At 49.3% G+C, this 19625-nt stretch carries 19 protein-coding genes; 11 read left to right on the forward strand and 8 right to left on the reverse strand.

What is annotated here, in order from left to right; all coding sequences use genetic code 11:
- Positions 1–82 precede the first annotated feature (82 nt).
- The gene (locus ACES2G_RS15055) at positions 83–1015 is read left to right on the forward strand and encodes a signal peptidase II (protein ID WP_347359123.1); all 933 of its coding nucleotides are present in this window, start codon (positions 83–85) and stop codon (positions 1013–1015) included.
- On the opposite strand, the gene ACES2G_RS15060 is transcribed toward ACES2G_RS15055, so the two are convergent.
- From ACES2G_RS15060 to ACES2G_RS15070, 3 genes are read right to left on the reverse strand one after another with little or no spacing between them, the layout of a single operon-like run.
- Complete coding sequence (locus tag ACES2G_RS15060) at positions 990–1631, reverse strand: ATP-binding cassette domain-containing protein (RefSeq protein WP_347359124.1); 642 nt, start codon at positions 1629–1631, stop codon at positions 990–992. The two genes, ACES2G_RS15055 and ACES2G_RS15060, sit on opposite strands and share 26 nt — an antisense overlap.
- The gene (locus ACES2G_RS15065; protein ID WP_347359125.1) at positions 1618–3222 is read right to left on the reverse strand and encodes an iron ABC transporter permease; all 1605 of its coding nucleotides are present in this window, start codon (positions 3220–3222) and stop codon (positions 1618–1620) included. Before ACES2G_RS15065 ends, ACES2G_RS15060 begins: the two co-directional genes overlap by 14 nt.
- Before the next feature lie 6 nt (positions 3223–3228).
- Positions 3229–4284: an extracellular solute-binding protein gene (locus ACES2G_RS15070; RefSeq protein ID WP_347359126.1), complete on the reverse strand. Its 1056-nt coding sequence runs from the start codon at positions 4282–4284 to the stop codon at positions 3229–3231.
- Between the two features lie 185 nt (positions 4285–4469).
- On the opposite strand from ACES2G_RS15070, the gene ACES2G_RS15075 reads away from it, so the two are divergent.
- From ACES2G_RS15075 to hflX, 5 genes are read left to right on the forward strand one after another with little or no spacing between them, the layout of a single operon-like run.
- The gene (locus ACES2G_RS15075) at positions 4470–5870 is read left to right on the forward strand and encodes a TolC family protein (protein WP_374000649.1); all 1401 of its coding nucleotides are present in this window, start codon (positions 4470–4472) and stop codon (positions 5868–5870) included.
- A gap of 12 nt (positions 5871–5882) precedes the next feature.
- Positions 5883–6668, forward strand: coding sequence for an efflux RND transporter periplasmic adaptor subunit (locus ACES2G_RS15080; protein ID WP_347359128.1), 786 nt, complete (start codon positions 5883–5885; stop codon positions 6666–6668).
- 7 nt (positions 6669–6675) lie between these two features.
- On the forward strand, positions 6676–7827 hold the full coding sequence (locus ACES2G_RS15085; RefSeq protein WP_347359129.1) for an ABC transporter permease: 1152 nt from the start codon (positions 6676–6678) through the stop codon (positions 7825–7827).
- A complete protein-coding gene (locus ACES2G_RS15090; protein ID WP_347359130.1) occupies positions 7824–8972 on the forward strand; it encodes an ABC transporter permease in 1149 nt (382 codons plus the stop codon). The genes ACES2G_RS15085 and ACES2G_RS15090 overlap by 4 nt, the downstream gene beginning before the upstream one ends.
- 58 nt (positions 8973–9030) lie before the next feature.
- Positions 9031–10500 (forward strand): GTPase HflX, encoded by a 1470-nt coding sequence (gene hflX / locus ACES2G_RS15095; protein WP_347359131.1) that lies wholly within the window; start codon positions 9031–9033, stop codon positions 10498–10500.
- Here the strand turns inward: hflX and ACES2G_RS15100 are convergent.
- Positions 10497–11327 carry an exonuclease domain-containing protein gene (locus ACES2G_RS15100; protein ID WP_347359132.1) on the reverse strand — a complete coding sequence of 277 codons (831 nt, stop codon included), beginning with the start codon at positions 11325–11327 and terminating at the stop codon, positions 10497–10499. The genes hflX and ACES2G_RS15100 overlap by 4 nt on opposite strands.
- Before the next feature lie 109 nt (positions 11328–11436).
- On the opposite strand from ACES2G_RS15100, the gene ACES2G_RS15105 reads away from it, so the two are divergent.
- Positions 11437–12120 carry a TorF family putative porin gene (locus ACES2G_RS15105; RefSeq protein ID WP_347359133.1) on the forward strand — a complete coding sequence of 228 codons (684 nt, stop codon included), beginning with the start codon at positions 11437–11439 and terminating at the stop codon, positions 12118–12120.
- On the opposite strand, the gene ACES2G_RS15110 is transcribed toward ACES2G_RS15105, so the two are convergent.
- Complete coding sequence (locus ACES2G_RS15110) at positions 12092–12964, reverse strand: flagellar motor protein MotB (protein WP_374000651.1); 873 nt, start codon at positions 12962–12964, stop codon at positions 12092–12094. The two genes, ACES2G_RS15105 and ACES2G_RS15110, sit on opposite strands and share 29 nt — an antisense overlap.
- A 193-nt stretch (positions 12965–13157) precedes the next feature.
- Positions 13158–14024, reverse strand: a complete 867-nt coding sequence (gene motA, locus ACES2G_RS15115; protein ID WP_347359135.1) for a flagellar motor stator protein MotA — start codon at positions 14022–14024, stop codon at positions 13158–13160.
- A gap of 113 nt (positions 14025–14137) precedes the next feature.
- Between motA and ACES2G_RS15120 the strand changes: the two genes are divergently transcribed.
- Both ACES2G_RS15120 and ACES2G_RS15125 read left to right on the forward strand, forming a co-directional pair.
- The gene (locus ACES2G_RS15120) at positions 14138–15940 is read left to right on the forward strand and encodes a protein-disulfide reductase DsbD family protein (RefSeq protein WP_374000652.1); all 1803 of its coding nucleotides are present in this window, start codon (positions 14138–14140) and stop codon (positions 15938–15940) included.
- Positions 15941–16022: 82 nt separating this feature from the next.
- A complete protein-coding gene (locus tag ACES2G_RS15125) occupies positions 16023–16235 on the forward strand; it encodes a DUF2892 domain-containing protein (RefSeq protein ID WP_347358630.1) in 213 nt (70 codons plus the stop codon).
- 31 nt (positions 16236–16266) lie between these two features.
- Here ACES2G_RS15125 and ACES2G_RS15130 read toward each other — a convergent pair whose 3' ends face one another.
- The gene (locus tag ACES2G_RS15130) at positions 16267–16992 is read right to left on the reverse strand and encodes a DUF5020 domain-containing protein (RefSeq protein ID WP_347358631.1); all 726 of its coding nucleotides are present in this window, start codon (positions 16990–16992) and stop codon (positions 16267–16269) included.
- 118 nt (positions 16993–17110) lie between these two features.
- Positions 17111–17614 (reverse strand): hypothetical protein, encoded by a 504-nt coding sequence (locus ACES2G_RS15135; protein WP_347358632.1) that lies wholly within the window; start codon positions 17612–17614, stop codon positions 17111–17113.
- A gap of 109 nt (positions 17615–17723) precedes the next feature.
- Between ACES2G_RS15135 and ACES2G_RS15140 the strand changes: the two genes are divergently transcribed.
- Both ACES2G_RS15140 and ACES2G_RS15145 read left to right on the forward strand, forming a co-directional pair.
- A complete protein-coding gene (locus tag ACES2G_RS15140) occupies positions 17724–18773 on the forward strand; it encodes a hypothetical protein (protein ID WP_374000653.1) in 1050 nt (349 codons plus the stop codon).
- Entirely contained in the window at positions 18728–19618 is an 891-nt protein-coding gene (locus tag ACES2G_RS15145) for a pseudouridine synthase (RefSeq protein WP_347358634.1), read from the forward strand. Before ACES2G_RS15140 ends, ACES2G_RS15145 begins: the two co-directional genes overlap by 46 nt.
- The last annotated feature ends 7 nt before the right edge of the window (positions 19619–19625 follow it).

The following is a 19625-nucleotide window of genomic DNA, read 5'->3' on the forward strand; positions in this document are numbered from 1 at the left end:
CAAGTGTACGAGCGTTCTAGACGATGGTAATGAGAGGTTTTTTCATTCGCAAGTCCTTGTGTGAATTGTTAGACTGAAGTGCATGAAAAAACGCGAATGGCTAATTGTGATTCTTCCTCTTCTGGCGACGTGGTCCTTGGACCGCATCACAAAAATATGGGCCACCGGCATCACCCAGCTTAAATCTTTCGGTCCAGTGCACTTCGTCCTGCACCATAATCACGGGGCGATGCTGGGACTGTTTTCAGACCTTCCATCTGTTTTGCGTATTGTGTCCCTGTCCACGGGTGGTGCATTCCTATTAGCGACCTATGCCCTGATCCAGTATTTACTGCCGATCAAATCCCTGACTTTGCGTTCGGGCCTGTCCATCTTGATTGGTGGCATCATTGGAAACGTCACCGATCGTATCGTTTGGGGCTATGTTGTCGACTTTATCGTTTTGGGCACCCCGTCCTTGTCCAGCCCGGCGTTTAACGTCGCCGATGCTTTACAGTGGCTGGGTTATGGTTTGATTGTCTATGCGATCATCCGCGAAGGCGAGCTATTGTGGCCGGAAAACAACGTGCGCAAACAGTACTGGGTGAATATGCCCTTCCAGCTTAAATACTGCTTTATCCTGATGGGTGTGGGTTTAAGCCTGACTTTAATCTGCTCGGTGTTTTCCTACACCTACATGCGTGTGACGATTCAGGAACTGGTGGGGAACAACGCCTTCTTGCTGAATAAATTCCTGGTGCCTTTCGTCATCACCTTCCTGATTATCTCCGTTGCGTTCTGTGCCATCCTGTTTGCTGTCGGTCGTTTGATTTCCCACCGTATCGCAGGGCCGCTGTATGCCTTTGAAAGATTCCTGAACGAAGCTTTGGAAGGTAAAGCCAACGCCAACCTGAAATTGCGCGCGGGCGATGAATTCAAACATCTGGAAGAACTGGCAGAAGAGGTCAACAAACGCCTGCACCAGATCAAAAAAGAACGCACCGTGAACGTTATCGAGTACTCTGAAGGCGAATAATCACATCACCCATGACTTTGGCGCTGTCCTCGTCGTGGGTTACCATCACCGTCGTCAAATTGCGCGCACGAATTACTTCCAGACACTGCTGTTGAACCTGTTCCCGCAAGGCTTTGTCCAGACTGGAAAATGGCTCGTCCATCAACAGCACCTTTGGGTCCGAGGCTATCGCACGGGCAATCGCCACACGCTGCTGCTCGCCTCCGGAAATCTGATGCGGATAGCGGTTTTCGTGCTGTTCAATGCGGAAGTCCTGCAGAAGCTTTTTAAGCAGCTGCTGTTTTTCCTCTTTGCTTTCGCGGGTGCAGCCAAAAAGGATGTTCTTCGCTACGGTGAGGTGTGGAAATAAAGCGTGCTGCTGAAACACCAGACCAATTTTTCGTTCTTGAGGCACCACAAATGAAGCGCCTTCGCCAGCAATCGCTTTGCCACCGATCAGGATCTGACCTGACTGAGGTTCCAGGAATCCCGCCATAAGCTTCAATAATGTCGTCTTGCCACTGCCCGACGCCCCCAACAAACAGGCGATTTTGCCTTCCGGAACTTCAAAAGAAACTCCAGAAACTCCACCGACCTTGTAACGATAAGTTGCATTTTTAAGTTCAATGTTCGACATCACGCCACCTTAAACTGCGCTTTTGAATCCAGTGGAGCGCAACCACGGCCACGGTTGACATGGCAATCAAGACCAAAGAGTACGGAGCCGCTTCGATATAACGATCGTCGCTGGAAAATTCAAAAGCCGCCACCGCCAAAGTTTTCACATCAAAAGGACGAAGGATCAAAGTGGCCGGAAGCTCTTTGACCGTATCCAAAAACACGACGATAAACGCCGTACACAAAGAAAGTGTCATCAATGGAACATGCACCCGGAAAATGGTGGTGACCTTGCCCTTCCCCAAAGACGCCGCCGCCATGTCGATTTCCTCAGGTATGCGCAACATGCCGCTATGAAGCGGACTGTACGCCGTCGCCATAAAACGAACCGTGTAAGCAATCAACAAGCCCGCAATGCTGCCAGTGATAATCCAAGTCGAACCCGTGAAATCGCGCAACCACCCGAACAACATCATCAAGCCGACCGCAACAACCGCCCCCGGAATCGCATAACCCAGATTTGCCAATAACGTGACCAAACGCAACCACTGCGCATGAAAACGTTCCGCACACACCATCGTAAAGGCAGCAAAGCAGGCCAGCAGTCCTGTGAAAATACCCAGCCGAATACTTTGCCACAAGTAATCCGTTAAAGATTCCAGGAAGCTCCATGAGGTGGAATAAAGCACCAGACGAATCAGAATCGCGACAGGCAACAAGAAGCCCGCCGTCACCGGAAGCAAACACGCGACAAAAGCCCCCAGGTTCGCTAGACCCTGCAGCGGAACCTTGTCTGTCGCCTGCTGATTGCGCAAAGAACTGTAGCGCATTCCCCGGCGTCCCAAAGCTTCAACCCCCATCAGAACAAAAACAAAAATCAAGAGCAATCCTGCCAGACGAGCGGCCACCAATGGTTCACTCATAAAGAACCAACTGCGATATATCCCAGCACTGACCGTCTGTACCCCCAGCACCGTCACCGTTCCGATGTCGGCGATGGTTTCCATTAATGACAACGCAACCCCGGTGGCAATAAACGGACGGGCCGCAGGTAAGGCAATTTTACGGAAGATGCGCGACGGATAAGCGCCCAGTGTGGCCGCTGCTTCCCACCACTCGCGCGGTTGGGACAAGAACGCCGTGCGAGCCAGCAGATAGACATACGGGGTTGTGGAAATACCCAAGACCCACATAGCGCCCCCTAAACTGCGAAATTCGGGAAACCAATAATCGCCCCGCGACCACTGCATCCATTCACGCAACAGGGACTGCACCGGACCGGCATACTCAAAAAGCCAGCCGTAAGAATATGCGGAAATATAAGCCGGCACAGCCAGGGGAAGAATCATTCCCCATTCAAGCCAACGCCGACCTGTGAAAGAAAACTGTGACGTCAGCCACGCCGCCGTCACACCAAGAACAGAACAGATGGTGGCAACACCCAAACACAAACCGACGGTCTGCCACACATAAGAACTTAAAAGAGTTTCAAGAACATGCTGCCAGCTTTCCGCCGTTTCCGGGGAAAATGGCAACAGCCAGGCCGTGAGCACCAACAAAAGTGGCGCTATGCACAGAGACGCAATAAAAATGGCCAGGAATCTCAACACCGAAAACTACTTCCAGCCAGCCTTGTCTGCGATACGAGTCGCATCCTTGCTGTGAGTCGCCCACACAGACAGATTGGTACCTTCATTTTTGAACGGACCCCAAGCGGCCAAAACAGTATCCGCCTTCACCGTTGGATTTACCGGGAACTCTTTGTTTGCCGCTGCATAGATGTTCTGCGCATGATCACCGCTCAGGAATTCAAGCAGCTTTTGTGCGTTCTTGGCATTTTTGCTGGTCTTCAAAATACCGCCACCGCTGATATTCACATGGGCGCCGGTCAAATCACCTTTACCCGCTTTTTGATTCGGAAAGAAGATGCCTACTTTTTGCGCCACCAGTTTATCTTCAGGAAGGTCCGAGGTCATCATACGGCCATAGTAATAGCTGTTGGCAATCGCCAGCTTCGCTTCACCAGCGGCCACCGCTTTCAATTGGTCTGAATCCCCGCCTTGAGGTTTCCGAGCCAGATTTGCCACAAAACCATCTGCCCACTTCTGAGCCTCTTTGGCACCGTGGACAGCCACGATATTTGCCAACAAAGACTGATTGTAAGGGTGAGCAGAAGAACGAGTCAGGATTTCACCTTTCCAACGAGTGTTTGCCAGATCTTCGTAAGTGGAAAGCTCTTCAGGTTTTACTTTTTCTTTGTTGTAGAAAATAGCGCGAACACGTTTGCTCAACGCAAACCACTGACTGTCTTTATCGCGATAGATGGCAGGAACATTCTTTTCCAAGACTTTGGATTTTACTGGCGCAAAAAGACCTTTGTCTTTGGCAATTGTCAAATTCGCCACATCCACCGTAATCAATAAATCCGCAGGGCTTGCCGCACCTTCAGACTCCAGACGAGCAATCAGCTTTGGCGCGTCGTCAGAAAGAAATTTAACGGCGATGCCAGTTTCTTTGGTGAACTGGTCAAAAATAGGCTTGATCAGCTCTTCCTTACGCGCAGAATAAACAACGATCTCTTCCTTCACGACAACGTCCGCTGCAAAAGAAGAAGATGCAGAGAAAACCCCTGCCCACAGCAAAATTGCATTCAAAATCAGTTTGGATGACATGAAATATCCTTTCAATTTCGGGGCAACCTATCCCAAGAGGCTTTGAGGGGCAAAAGAATGCCACAAAAACCCGGAAATGAAAGGCTAAAGATAATACTCAAGACCGCTATTTTTCATCTCTGTATTCTGCCTGCATCATATGTTTTTGTTTGATCAAAAGCCCAAGAAATTGATAGAGATAGACCATGAGTAAACTAACTTTTATGCCCCCCATTCTTGGTCTTCTTCTGCCCGTATTGGTGCAAGGGGAGCCGTTAAGTCTCTCTGAAGCTCTGCAAAAAACCCTGAGAGACAATCGGGAAATCAAAGCCTCGGCCTCTTCCGTGGAAGCCGCTAAAAACACCTACGATGGTGCTATCGGCAAATATCTGCCCAGCATCGGACTGACAGCAGCTTATACTCATTTAAACGATGACATCGTGGTAGACCTCAGCGAACTACGCACCGCTATGATTGGTTCGGCTTCCACCGCCGCAACCATCGCCAACGGCCCGGCAGCCGGAGCCGCCACCAGCACAGCTTTGCAAAACGCACTTCCCCGCTTTGAGCTTCCGGTGCAAAAACAGGACTTCACCGTGGCCTCTGTGAACCTGACTCAGCCTCTTTTCACAGGCGGCAAGATCACTGCCAACAAAAATGCCAAAGAGCAGCTTTATAAGAATTCTCAGACCGAAGAAAAAGAAACTCAAAGCCGCATTCTGGTCAGCCTGGTGCAACAGTACTTCACTGTTCAATTGGCGGCTCAGGTAAAATCAGTGCGCTCTGAGGCCTTGAGCACTTTGCAGGAGCATCAGCGCATTGCTGCGGCTCTTTTAAAGCAAGGTCAGCTTTCCAAAGCACAAAAAATGAAAGTCGATGTGGCTGTGGCCGATGCAGAAAACGCGCTTTCCAGAGCCGGACGTGATGAATCCTTGGCGCGCAAGGTTTTGGCTAACACTCTGGACCGCGAGGATACAAACTTCACTTTGACGACTCCGCTGAAAATCACTGCACTGAAAAGTGTGGAAACCTACAGCAAGACCGCCCAAGAGGAAAACTACAGCTTAAAGCAGATCAAACACAAGCGCGAGCTTCTGGCAGCCAAGAAAACGGCGGCCCGGTCTGAGTTTATGCCGACACTGGCCTTGATCGGAAGCTACGAGGTTTACGAAAAGGATCTGACCGAAGTGGCACCGCAATGGTATGCCGGCCTGGTTCTGAAGATGAATCTGTTCAACGGTCTTTCTGATAACAATGAATTAAAAACCATCAGTCAGGAAAAAACGGCCCTGGACCTGTTCGAAGGCAATGCGCAAAGCATGGTCAGTATCGGCGTGGAAAAATACTATTCTGAAATTCTGAATGCCCGTGAAGAATACGACACCGTTCAGAAAACAAAAGATCTGGCCAAAGAAAGTCTGCGCCTGAATACCGTGGCTTTCCGCAACGGTTTTGCCAAAAGCACGGATGTCATTGATTCTCAGCTACAACTCACAGCAGTTCAGCTTAATGAGCTTAAAGCGCTCTATGACTACAACAACAACTTCGTCCAACTGCTGAAGTTCAGTGGCCACAAGGACGATCTTCTTGAAGCATATAAAAACTAGGAAAGGCAGCATATGTCTCGTTTTATCATCTTACTGACTTCCATGGCTCTTTTCGCGGGCTGCACCAAGACTGATAATATTTTCTATGGCGAAGTTTCTGCCACGGAAATTGATGTCGGTGTGAAGATCCCGGGCCGTATCGGCGAAATTCGTGTTTCTGAAGGACAAGCGGTCAGCAAAGACACCGTGATGGGCATTCTGGAAAGCCCTGAAGTGCGCGCCAAAATGCAATCCGCTCAAGCCGGCAAAGGTGTTGCCAAAGATCAGTTGTCATTGGCAAAAACCACCTATGAACGAGTCGAGAAGCTTTTCGCCGAAGGTGCCGTCACCCGTCAGCAGCGTGACGAAGCGAAGTTTAAATACGATGCCGCCCGTGCGCAATTCTCGGCTTCTCAAGGGGTTGTCGGGGAAGTCACTGCGGCAGAGGATGAAACCTCCATCAAAGCACCGATGGAAGGCGAAGTTCTGCAAATCGTGTCCAATGTCGGCGAACTGGTTTCCCCGGGCTATCCGGTGGTGACGCTGGTGAATCTGAAAGATCAGTGGGTGGTCTTCAATGTGCGTGAAGACAAGCTGAAAGATTTCAAAAAAGATCAGGAAGTGTCTGTTCGTATTCCGGCTTTGGACCAAAGCTTTAAGATGAAAATCACCTACATTTCGGCCTTGGGAGCTTTTGCCAAGTGGAAGTCCACCAATGAACAAGGCCGCTTTGATCTTAAAACATTTGAACTGCGCGCTCGTCCCGCAGAAGCCATTGAAGGTCTGCGCCCCGGCATGACCGCGATTGTTTCGCTCTAGGAAGTTTATGAAAGATCTTTTCAAAGTCTGGAAAATGGAAATGCAAAGGCTTCTGGCGCACAAAGGATTTTTATTCCTGGCGCTGGCATGGCCTTTGGTGTTTGCCTTCTTCTTTGGGAAGATCTATTCACAGCGTGTGGTGAATCAAATGCCCATCGCGATCGTGGATCTGGATCGCTCCAATCTGTCACGCACTCTGATTCGTTTTACCAGCACCAACCGGTCATTTGAAATCAAAGAAACTTTCGATAACACGGAAACTTTAAAAGATCCTTTCCTGAAGGGTGACTTTGCGGCCGCCATCATCATTCCCCGCGACTTCCAAAGGGACATCAAACGCGGCCATCGCACGCAAGTGACAGTCTGGGTCAATGCCACCAATGTCGTCGTGGCAAATCTGACGATGTCGGAAATGGCCTATATCGTGGGAACCCTCAATGGCGGAATTCAGATGAAGTTCCTGCAAAAAACAGGAAGCTCCAGCCAGCGTGCAATGGAAATGATCCAGCCGTTGCCTTTAAATATTGCCAAGCTTTACAATCCCGGCCTGAATTATCTGAACTATCTGACACCAGGGATCTGGGCCGCAATCCTTCATCAAGTCATTATTCTTCTGGGCGCTTTATGTTTCGTCCCTCACCAGCAACGCAAGGAAACAGCCACACTTTTAAGCCACCTGCGGTCCTCCCAGGCGATGTTCTGGGGCAAGTGGAGCTTTTATTTCGTTCTGGGCCTATTGAGCTTTGAAGTCTTCTTCCGACTTCTCTTTCCGTGGTTTGAAATCTCGCTTCATGCCCCAGTGGCCGAGCTTTTGGTGTTCTCGGCTTTGCTTTGTGCCGCAGCGGTGTCTTTGGGCTGTGCCATCTCTTTGGCCTCAGCGCGCACTATCGGGGCCTTAAAGGGTGTTTTACTTTTGGCCTCTCCGGCCTTTATCTTATCCGGCTACACCTTCCCGATCAGCCAGATGCCGGAATTTTATAAGTACATCACTGCGATCTTCCCGCTGACTCCATTTATTTCCGGCTATCGCAAAATCTATCAGGAAGGCGTGCCCCTGACTTATCTTGGAAGCGAAGTTCTGCATTTACTGATCCTGACCGTCCTGTATCTGGCCGTGGCCCTGTTCTTCTATCAACGTAAATGGAGAAAACCCGCATGAGATCTTTCTGGGACTTCTTCAAAGCTGAATTACGACGTGTCTTTAGCAATCCTGACATCCGTCTGATGGCTCTGGCTGCACCGGTTCTTTACGCCGTGGTCCTTTGTTTTGCCTATCAAAAAGGGCGTGTGCAGAACGTTCCTGTCGGAGTTGTCAGCGAAGACGCCTCTGGGTTCACGCAAGAACTTTTACGCCAGATTGATGCGACCGAGGAAGTGGCTTTGGAAGGCAACTATCTGAATTTGCATGAGGCCTCTGAAGCCATGGCGCAAGGGCATACGGTTGGCACTCTTTATATTCCGCGCGACTTCACCCAAAACCGACTGCGCTTGCAACAGGCTCCCCTTTATCTGGCGACCAACACGTCAAACTTTGCACTGTCCAATCCCGCCATGGTAGGGGCATCCACTGTCACTCAAGTCTATGGAGCCGGAACTTTGATGACCGTTCTGCGCAAGGCAGGTCTTCCCAAAGGCAAAGCCGTGGTCATGGCAAATCCCGTGGCTCTGAGTTCAAAACCGATCTTCAATCCGCTTTTGAATTACAGCTTCTTTTTCGTACCCGGCCTGATCTATGCGATTCTTCAGCAGATCATCATTGTCGGACTTTGCTTCAGTCTGACAGAACAAAAGGACGCTGGCACCTGGCAACCTGAACGACGCTCCAACAGGATTATTCCCTATGTTCTGGGACGCTCGATGCCGTATGCGCTGATCAATCTGGCTTTCTCGATGATCTTTATCTATGGCCTGCTGCCCCTGATTGATCTTCCAGCCCAAGCCTCTCAGTTTCTTTTGATTTTGGGATTGGGGTTCTTCTTCACTTTATCTGTATCCGTGATGGCATTCTTGTTTGGGCTCCTGTTTAAAGACTCGGTGACCGCCTTTGTGGCTTTGATGTTCTATTCGATGCCGGCTTTCTTGATTTCCGGTATGTCCTGGCCGACCTACAATCTGAGCTGGGATCTGAGAATTTTAAGTTGGCTGACACCGATTACTCACTTTGGGGATGCGATCCGCCGGGTGCTTCTGGAGCCTCAGGTGGGTTTTATCCATGTCTGGGGAACCTTCCTAAACCTCACATTATTTTCGGCCGTGATTCTTGGTATTTGTTACATCCTGCTTCGCTATCGTACCCGCTCCTGACTTGGGGGTTTGAGGGGTTTCACTAGCTTTTCCAAGGGCCTGTGCTATACCGTTCGGCATGAATGAAACAAAACCTCTGAAGGCAGTTCTTGTCGGCATCCAAACATCGCGCACCACCTATGAAGAGACCCAAGAGTCTTTGACGGAACTTTCCCGCCTGGTCACCACTCTGGGCTATGAGGTCGTCGGCCAAATGTCCCAGCGCCGTACCTCCACAAAAACGGCCACGGTCCTTGGAGATGGCAAGCTTATGGAGCTGGCTGAATGGACTGGCGGCACCGGCAAAGTGGCTCCTTCTTTCGTGAAAAAAAAGCATAAGGCCGCCTTGAAGTTCAGCAAAAATCAGGATGATGAGGACGATGATCTTTTCGGAGACAACGTTGACGAAGTCTTTGAAGAAGAACAAGGTGCCGAGGATTTGGATGCCTCTGCGGACACGGCTCCAAAAGAAACTGCGGAAGTTGTCGTCTTTGACTGTGACCTTTCCCCGTCTCAGCTTAAGCTCGTTGAAAGCGCCACAAGTGCCAAAGTTTTGGATCGCACGGGTGTGATCATTGAGATCTTCAGCCGTCATGCGCGAACTAAGGCTGCCCGTTCACAGGTGGAAATTGCCCGTCTTAAATACGTGGCACCACGAATGCGTGAAGCTTTGGGGGATGATGATCGTCAGGGTGGTGGCGGCAAAGGGGCTGGGGAAACCAGCATCGAATTGGATCGCCGTAAAATCCGTGACCGTATCAAGGAACTGAAACAGGAACTGGCTGCAGTATCGCAAGAACTTGATCAACGCCGCGCTCGTCGCGACCAGGAAATCTCTGTGGCTTTGGTGGGTTATACCAACGCGGGGAAATCTTCCTTGATGCGTGCCCTGACTGGCAGTGAAGTCTTGGTGGCGGATAAACTGTTTGCAACTCTGGATACCACTGTCCGTGTGCTCTATCCGGACACCCGTCCTCGTATTCTGGTTTCTGATACAGTCGGGTTTATCAAAAAACTTCCACACGATCTGGTGGCCTCATTCAAATCCACTTTGGATGAAGCGGCCAACGCTTCTTTGTTACTTTATACCGTGGACTGCTCTGATCCGACATTCCGCTCTCAGTTGGAAGTCACCCGCACAGTTTTGGCTGAAGTGGGTGCGGCGGATTTACCGAGTTTCTTGATCTTCAACAAACGTGATCGCCTGACCCCGGAACAAGAGGCCGAGCTGGCGAAAGAATTCCCGACAGCTCATTTTATGTCTGCGAAAAATCCGGATGATGTGGCCACTTTGCATGCGAAGCTGGTCAAACACTTTGAAGAAGAAATGATCGAAGAAGACGTTCTGATTCCATACACCACTCAAGGTGCTATCGGCGAAATTCGCAGCAAGATGCGCGTGCTTTCAGAAAACTACGAAGGCAACGGTGTGGTGCTCAAAATCCGCGCGCACAAGCAGGATTTAGAGCAAATGAAAGAACGTTTTGATCTTGTTCCCGGCAAAAACAGAAAGAAAAGCAAACCAAGCTGGAATATCGACGAGGACTAAATCCAAATCACCTGTGCATCACTGATGCGATTTAGATAGTATCTCTTGTGCGCCTGATCCTTGTGACAGAAGGCGTACAGATAATCGCCATCAGGATTGCGAACAATGCCAATCGGTGTGACCCGGCGGGTTTCACCTTTATTCGAACCACCTTCATAGGACATATCGACATCTTTTTTGGTCTGAATCGCATCAATCAAAGTTTTGATCTGCACGGCCGTCAGGGCATTGATGGAATAGTCTTTCCACATCAGGTTTTTTCCCTGGCTTTTGATGGCGCCCGCCAAAGTCATCTCTGCGCCCATTTTTTCAAAACACGCCAAGCCCACATGCAAACACGCTTTGGCATCATCGTAAGCGCGATGGGCTTGTCCCCCATCAATCCCCAGATGTTTTACCAAGGTTTGCAGCTTGTGGTTGTCCACTCCATGAATCCATTTTCTGGACAACAAGCTGGTGCACAAAGCCGGCTCAGGTAAAACCGACAAAAATGCTTTTTCAAAATCAATAGCCATGAATCCCAGATCAAAAGGGGCGTGGTGAGCCAAGACAATGGCCCCTTTAAAGAATTCATGGATCTCCTGAATCTTTTCAGAAATCAGCGGAGCCTCTTTCACCATGTCGTTGGTGATACCATGAATGCCAATGATAAAGTCACTCATCAGCTCGCGCGGTTTGAACAGGAACTGCAAACGGCCGACCTCTTCGCCCTTGTACCACTTCACTGCCCCGAACTCGACCACGTCAAATCCGACCGGATAAGCTCCGCTGGTTTCTGTATCAAAGGCAACGTATGTGTATTCATTTAATGGCAAATCAAGGTTCATAGCGGGCCAATCTACCCGTCCTTGGGCTTTTGGTCCAGTTCCCGTTGCTGGGTCCCTGCGAAAACTTTGTTTTTCCCGATTCTTTACGTCACAATGAAGCGAACTATCTATGCGAAGATACATTGCTTTTACCATTATTCTATTGAGCACTTTGGGGGCCTTAACCTCTAAAGCCAGCACGTCCCCCACTTTTGATCTTTCCGGAGATGTCAGTCTGCTTTCCCATTATGTGGAATACGGACTTTCCCAGTCGGATCATTCACCGGCTCTGCAGGGGTCGTTCTGGTTTAACTTTGGTTCGCAATTCCGCCTGGGAGTTTGGGGTTCCAACACCAACTACGATCACGGCGACGATCACTTCAATCTGCGCCTGAATGCGGATATCAAGGTGGATTTCTCTGCAAATACAAATCTGATCATCGGTTACAGCGAAAGCCAGTTCTACAACGGTGGCGATCACAACGGAAATATCCTGAGCCTTCATCTGCACTTGTGGAAGTCACGCATCATGTACGATGCAATTTCCAACTGGGAAGCCAGCAAAGAACGTTCGGCCCGTTTTGCTTTTGGCAATACCATGGATGTTTTTGGTAACTGGAAATGGGACAACGAGATTGGTTACAACGCCCCGGAAGTGGATTCCATCAATCCTTACTTCGATGCGCGCACAGGACTGGGACGAAAATGGGGGGTGATCTTCTTTGAAGGAGCTCTCACCGGAACCAGTGAAAGCTCTCAATTTGACGGCGCTGGAGATTACTTCTTTATTCTGTCTGCGAAGACGGAGTTGTAAAGCCCGCTTCTTCCTTTAGATCCTGATCCACTTGCTGTTTCAGATCCGGCTTTTCCGCTTTCTTGCGGTTGCTGATCTGGTTCACAAAGTTATCATACACAGACATATCCACACGCGAAGGCCCGAACAAAGTATCGAGCTTGCGCGGCTTTCTGCCGTCGGCAGTGATTTCCTTCTGGGCGATTTTCACACGGATAAAGCCCACCAGTTTTGCCGGATCCACTTCACCGCGCTTTTCTTTGACATTGATACCACCGGAAACATCCACGGTGTTATTTTCCAAAGACGCCAGAATTTTGTTACGAACGATATCATAGCGTTCGGCCGCCACCTTGTTCGCCGTCATCGCACTGGCATCAGGAACCGCCTGCACAAACAAACCGGAAGTCAGCTTGATATTGGCATCCTTCAGACCTGTCGTGATGCCTTTGATTTTATCCATGACCTTCACAAAGTTGGCATTCGGCGTGGCCGAACCACGTTCAAACAACATGTAATCAGGAATATCAAAGTCATACCCTTCCGGAGTCACCGTGACGTTCTTTGCCACGTCATTCATCTGATCCGCCAGATAAGCTGCCACCACTTTTGTGGAGCCCATATCCAACAGGTTCGGCGTTTTATCTGCCGGCTCCATGAAGCTTTGGAAGGCTTTCAATGGCTCGTTCAGAATATCCAGGAAAAGTTTTTCAAGAGTGATTTCCGCACCGAAGTTCTGGAAGTTGTATTCAATAACAGACGGCGTGGAGAAATAGTCAGAAACCGCTTTTTTGGTTTCTTCAGACTGCCCCACCAGCCACATCACCAGGAAGAAGGCCATCAAGGCCGTCATAAAATCGGCCAAGGCCACCTTCCAGGAACCCCCGTGGTGACCACCGCCCGATACGATAATTTTCTTGATGACTATCGTCTGTTTTTTCTGCCATAGTTTAGTTCCAGTCCAGTTACGCGGGCTGTGCCCGCTTCACATCCTCGGCCGTGGCCGCCAGTCCAGTTACGCGGGCTGTGCCCGCTTCACATCCTCGGCGGCGCCGGTATTACGCAGCTTTCTTAATTTCTTTTGTAGCCTTGTCGATCTCTTCAAAAGAAGGTCTTTCTTCAGGCATGATGGAGCGACGTGCGTACTCCACGCATACGATCGGTGGCGCACCTCTTTGCAAAGCCACCATCGCAGCTTTGATACAACTTAGGTAACGGCCTTCCGCATCGATATCCGCTCCCATTTTCGTCGCTGTCGGACCAATCAGACCGTAAGCTCCGAAAACCCCTAACATCGTACCAACCAGGGCGCCGGCAACCAAGGCACCGATCTTCTCAACCCCTTCGGTCAAATGTCCCATCGTTTTTACGATACCCAAAACCGCGGCAACGATCCCCAGACCCGGGAAACCATCGGCCACTGTTTGTACGGCGTGAACCGCCATGTGTTCTTCGTGGTGAATCGCTTTAATATCCGCATCCAAAAGATCATCAACGTCATACGGAGACATCTCTGCAGACAAAGTGATTTTCATCGTGTCGCAAAGGAAATGAACCGCATGGTGATTGTGCATGAAACTTGGATAAGCTTTGAAGATGTCACTCTTATCCGGCTCTTCGATATGTTTCTCGATCCCTTGAGGTCCTTCTTTTCTGAAAGCCTGGAAAAGCTGGAACATCATCTGCAGCAGTTCCACATAATCCTGCTTCTGAGGTCCCTTGGCCGTCATGGCTTTGATACTCATCTTGAAACCGGCTTTGATAATCTTCATTGGGTTGGCAATGATGTACGCTCCCAAAGCCGCGCCCCCGATAATCATCAATTCGAGCGGAGCCGCCTTGAGGATCACGGACATATGACCACCTGCTAGCAGGAAGCCCCCGAAGACCATCACAAATACTACGATAATACCTACAAAACCCATAAGTTATGACCTCTCAGTTTCTCTATCGGAGTGAACTGTGCTAATATTGAGGCAGTCGCAAATAAACTTGCCCATAGTCCGGAGTCGGACTAAGACGAGGCCAGAGGAAAAACATGAGATTCAGCCTGTTTTACGTTGTAGTTCTAATTCTCTCGTTGTTCGCAAGTCCTAAGTCTTGGGCTGTTGACCCGAACGACACTGATCCCCTTTTAGCAGAGACCAAAGTCCTTCCCTATGAATGGAGCCCGGGCCAGGGTGGCAACATTGAAATCAAAATGAAACTGCCTGCGGGTTATCATGCTTACGAAGACAAATTCAGCGTGGTGATTCTGGAGCCGGATGGATTCAAAGTGGCTCCCTTTAAAATCGAACCACTGATCACCTGGAATGATAAATTCTCAAAGAAGATGCGCTCCGGAATTGAAAATGAAGCCACACTGACGGCGCACATTGAGGCTCCTCACCGTTTCCTGAAGCGTCATACAAAAATGAAAATGGAGCTCACCTATCAGGCGTGCTCGGACCAGTTCTGCCTGTTCCCGACAGTTAAAACTCTTGAGGTTCCCATAACAGTCACACAGGTTGAAGGTGAATCACAGATTATGGAAGCCGATGTGCAACCAACTGTTGCGCCCACATCTTTCTTTGGCGCTGACAGCTTCCATAAGTATCTCAGCTCCAGCATGTGGGCCGGGTTGATCTTTGTATTCTTCGCAGGGATCTTCACCAGCTTCACTCCATGTATTTTTCCGATGATTCCTATCACCCTGGCTGTTTTGGGAAATCATTCCAATGAGCGCACACGCCTGCAGAATTTTTTCACCAGCTGTGTGTATGTGCTGGGTATCGCGACGACCTATTCTATTCTGGGACTGATCGCCGCCTCCAGCGGTGGTATCTTTGGTGCCAGCCTGGGGAATCCCTATGTGCTGTCTGTCATCTGCATGATCTTCCTGGCCATGGCGCTTTCCATGTATGGTCTTTATGATCTGCAAGTGCCCGCCTTCCTGCGCAACAAGTTTGGCCGTGGGACTCAGAAAAAAGGAATTGTTGGTGTCTATCTAACTGGCTTATTCGCAGGTATCGTTGCCAGCCCTTGTGTAGGTCCTGTGCTGGTAGCGATACTGACTTATGTGGCATCCACGCAAAATAAAATGCTTGGATTCATTTATCTGTTTGTCTATGCCCTGGGCTTGGGATTGATCTTTATTGCTTTGGGCCTTTTCAATCAGTTGGCAAAAGCTCTTCCAAGATCTGGTGCGTGGATGAATTCATTCAAGTTCATTCTGGGCACACTGATGCTGTCTGCCTTCTATTACTATCTGGAACTGTTGCTGCCGGACCGTTGGTTCGATGGTGCTTTGGCTGTCGGCTTGATTATTCTGGCCAGTGTCTATGGTGCCTTCTTACCAGCTCAGGGAAAATCCACTTTGCAGCATATCCAGAAGGGCCTGATGCAATCAGTTTTGATCGTGGGCATTGGCTATATGGTGATCTCGGCATTTGATCTGCGTCCCTACATCCGCAGTCAGATGATGGGCACCGCCAGCATCAATCAAATCCAAAAGCTTAATTGGCAGCCTTATTCAGAGGCTCTGCTGGCCCAAGCTGCAAAAGATCAAAAGCCTGTGATCATTGATTTCTGGGCGGACTGGTGTGCGGCCTGCCACGAGCTGGAAGAACAAACCTTCACCGATCCTCGTGTACGGGCCTTGTCAGAAAAATTCGTCATGCTGAAGTTCGATGCGACGAAGGACTCCGCAGAGCTGAAAGAACTTAAAAAGAAGTACAACATTCAGGGCCTGCCAACTGTCGTCTTTATTAATCCTCACGGTATGTGGATTGACGCTCTGACATTGACCCAGTTTGAAAAGGCTGCGGACTTCATCAAACGTATGGAAAAAGCATCTCAATAGACTTTCTACCTGGGAATTATGTCCTGGGTCATAATCGCCAAGGCCTCTTTGGGTTATAATAAACCCATGTAAAGGAGGCATTATGTCTGTCTTTCAAAGAAACGAAGGCTCAATAGATCGAACTCTCAGAATCGTAGTGGGACTTATCCTGGTCAGTCTGGCCTTTGTCGGACCGGCGAATCCGTGGTTTCTTCTGGGCGCAATCCCTTTAGTCACAGGTTTGGTCGGCTGGTGTCCCGCTTACCAAATTTTTGGTCTGAATACCTGCCGCCACAAAAAGGTCATGAAAATGTAAGTCGGGTGCTGGCCCCCAGCACCTCACCCTATCAGAAATTCCACAGCAGCTTGGCTTGAGGCACACTTTCGTTCAAGCCATTGATGCCGTACTTATTGCCCCAGTATTTGTATTCCATACCAATTTTCAAAGGCACTTTCTGAGCCGTTTTTCGACTGATGTCGTACAAAAAGCTCGCCTGAATATGAACGTTGTCTTTCAATGCTCCTTCGACACCGGCCCAATCCAAAAAGCCGGAAAACTCCAATGGCAGCCAGTCCCCGCCAGCACGCTTTAGCCACGCCACCGTCAACTGCCCTGTATGCCCGTCAACCCCCACAACATCCCGGTATAAGAACTGCGTGGCCAGATAATCAAACCCGACATCTTTCCACTCCAAGGTCACGCCAGCCAAGTTCGCCCGACGAGCGGGCCCCTGTGGAAGCTCAAAATTCAATTGAAGCAAAACATCCTTCAAGAAGGATTCTGGCGGGGTCAAGATCCCCATCTTGCCCAGGCTGAACGCGGGTGCAAATTCGCCATAGTAAGCAGTACTGCTTTCGGTATCAGGGCTGGTAATATCAAAAAAGAAAAAGTTGGAGCCGTAATCCCACTGACTGAGGTGCTCAAACGTCACAACAGTCGCAGAATAAGAAATATCCCCGGGCTTCTTATAAGAGTCCCCGTGCAGAAACTGCACATTGGTCTGAGACCAATTGGCGGCATAGGTTGTAGAAGAGAGAAGAAGAGTTAAAAAGGCGATTATGTTTTTAAGCATGCCTACCTAGCTTAGGTAGCCCGGCAAACTCAAAACAACTCGCATTCATTTTTCTGTGCGGAGGTACTGTTCACAACGGGCAGTACCGACAACGGTCTGCCCGCAGAACTTTCAATTTTTATAGACGCTTCAGACGTGCAATTTCCATTTTGGCTTCGTTCAAAGCCGCCTGGCTTGCGATCATCTGGGCTTCTTTTTCAGCCAAAAGTTTTTGCAGGTGGTTCATGCGAACTTCAAAACTTTTGATCACATTGTTGTGGCGATCGACCATTTCCTGAACTTTCAGATCCAAGCTTTTGCGCTCGTTCACACGCTGGCTCAGTTGCGTGATTTTTTGACCGGCTTCAGTCGCCAGACCATTGTGGCTTTGTTCCAGGCGGTTCAAAAGATGGTGCTGTTTTTCGAACTTGATATTGGAAGTTTTGATCAACTCGTTGACGGTCGCGACGACCTTATTCAACTGATCCGCCAAAGCCTGGTTTTGGGCTCTCAGCTCAAAAATCTGGCGGTCTGTATTCAGGTAGCTGTTCGGGGCTGTCCCCATGGCAGAAACGCTGTCCATAGCGGAACTCTTGGCCACTTTCTTTTCCCCAAACAATTCTGGATTCAATTCTTTATGCATAATCGGGCCCCTCCGTAGGACTTAAAAAATTCTGCTCTTCCAGTATATTTTCTCTGGACTAAAAATTCAAATGTTCATACTTTAGGGCCGACGTGCAGAGAGGGGAAAAATGCTAAAAGTTGGACAGCTTTTGAAGTTTGTTTCTGATTTAAATCCGCAGAATACTCCGACGCGTCTGTCTTTTTTCAATTTCCTGCGTGGTTTCCCCCATTCCGATGACGTTTTGACTCCGGAATTGATCGAAATGTTCTTCAATTACTGCATGGATTACCCGCACTGGGCGTCCAATAAGCAACAATTGGGTCACGAAGTTCAGTTCCTTTTAGAGAATTTCAACGGTTTCTATCAGCAAAAGTTCGATCTCACCCCGATTCGCTTCCCACAAACGGTTCAGCTTATTGAGATTGAGCATTTCTCCGACCTTATTGACGCGGTGAGTTCATACGTTAAGACCCAATGCGCCGAAGGTGAGAAATTCCGCATCCTGCCTGATCAGAACAAGCGAGCCGTTGCGATTATTCTTCGCGAAGATAAATCCCTGGAAGTTCGTACTTTCGATCGCAAGTTCACAATCCGCAATGGTCTTTTGGAACCTTTGCGCAAAGATCTGGTGCTTTATTACAACTCCGAGCTGGAGCTAAGTTCCCAGCACACCCATAAAATTGAGGTGGCGCCGTACATTACAGCGCAATTCCGTGTTGTGAACGACAAGGTCACGGGCTCCCTTTTGCGTGGCTATGTTTTCCAAAAGCTTCTGGAAATGAAGAACGAGCCTTTGCAGGAACAGACACGTCTTTTGTTCCCGATCAAACGACTGGAGCAGTTCTTTGTCGATCGTCGTACAGATCCTTACTATCAGGATCTGGTCAGCCAGCTTGAAAGAACCTGTGCTCTTATCCAACAGGGTGACTCTGAAGCCCTGAAATGGTCCTCTATCGTACTTTCCAAGGCTGAAACAGCCGTGGATAACGTCTTTTTGGGAGACAAGCTCATGACTCTGCTGGCTCGCGACCTTCGCCATGCCATCGCCGAGTACAACCGCAAGAATATCTCCTCTTCCGGCCTGAGTGGTGATATATTGATCACTCAACAATTACCCGAGGCCGATGAAGAATGTCTGAAAATAACTCCTCTGAAAGAGTTCGACTTAATAAACTAATTGCCGACAGTGGCTTGGCGTCCCGTCGTCATGCAGACCGCATGATCGAAGAAGGACAAGTGACTGTGAACGGTAAACGCGTTTACGAGTTGGGTGTCAAAGTAGATCCTCAAAACGACCGTATCCTGATTGACGGAAAGCCTCTGCGCAAGCCTCTGACTCAGAAAATCTATGCCATTCTGAACAAACCAACAGGTGTATTGACTACGATGGAAGATCCTTTGGATCGCCCAACAGTGGCAGAATACCTGGCTGATATTCCCGTACGTGTATTCCCGGTAGGGCGTCTGGACTGGGACTCTGAAGGAATGCTTCTTTTGACCAACGACGGTGATTTTGCCAATAAGGTGATGCATCCGAAGGCGGAAGTAACCAAAACCTATCTTGTAAAACTCAGTGGCAAGCCCGAACCGGTTCAGTTGGATAAACTGCGCAAAGGTGTTTCCATCGTTGGTGGTCGCGTATCTGCCCGCCACATCGAAAAAGTCAAAAAGACCGGTGAAAACAAATCTGAAAAGTACGAGTGGTACAAAATCGTGATCACGGAAGGTAAAAACCGTCAGATCCGTCAGATGTTCGCGAAAATCGGTTTTGATGTGATGAGACTTCAGCGTGTGGCGATCGGTCGTCTGCGCATGGGTGCAATTAAAACCGGCGAGTTGGCTTATCTGAATGAAGCCGCAGCTCAACGTGTGTTCCTTGCTGACGATCCGGAAGACGTAAAAACAAAACGCACCTACAAGGGGCGCGCGACTTCCATCAAGAAGACAGCAAAACCAGCTTCCAAAGTGAAGACTCAGAAAAAACCAAGCAAATATAAAAACGGCCAAAAAGTAGCAAAATAAGCCTTAT

It is taken from the genome of Bdellovibrio bacteriovorus (assembly GCF_041888015.1).
Classification (GTDB): Bacteria; Bdellovibrionota; Bdellovibrionia; order Bdellovibrionales; family Bdellovibrionaceae; genus Bdellovibrio.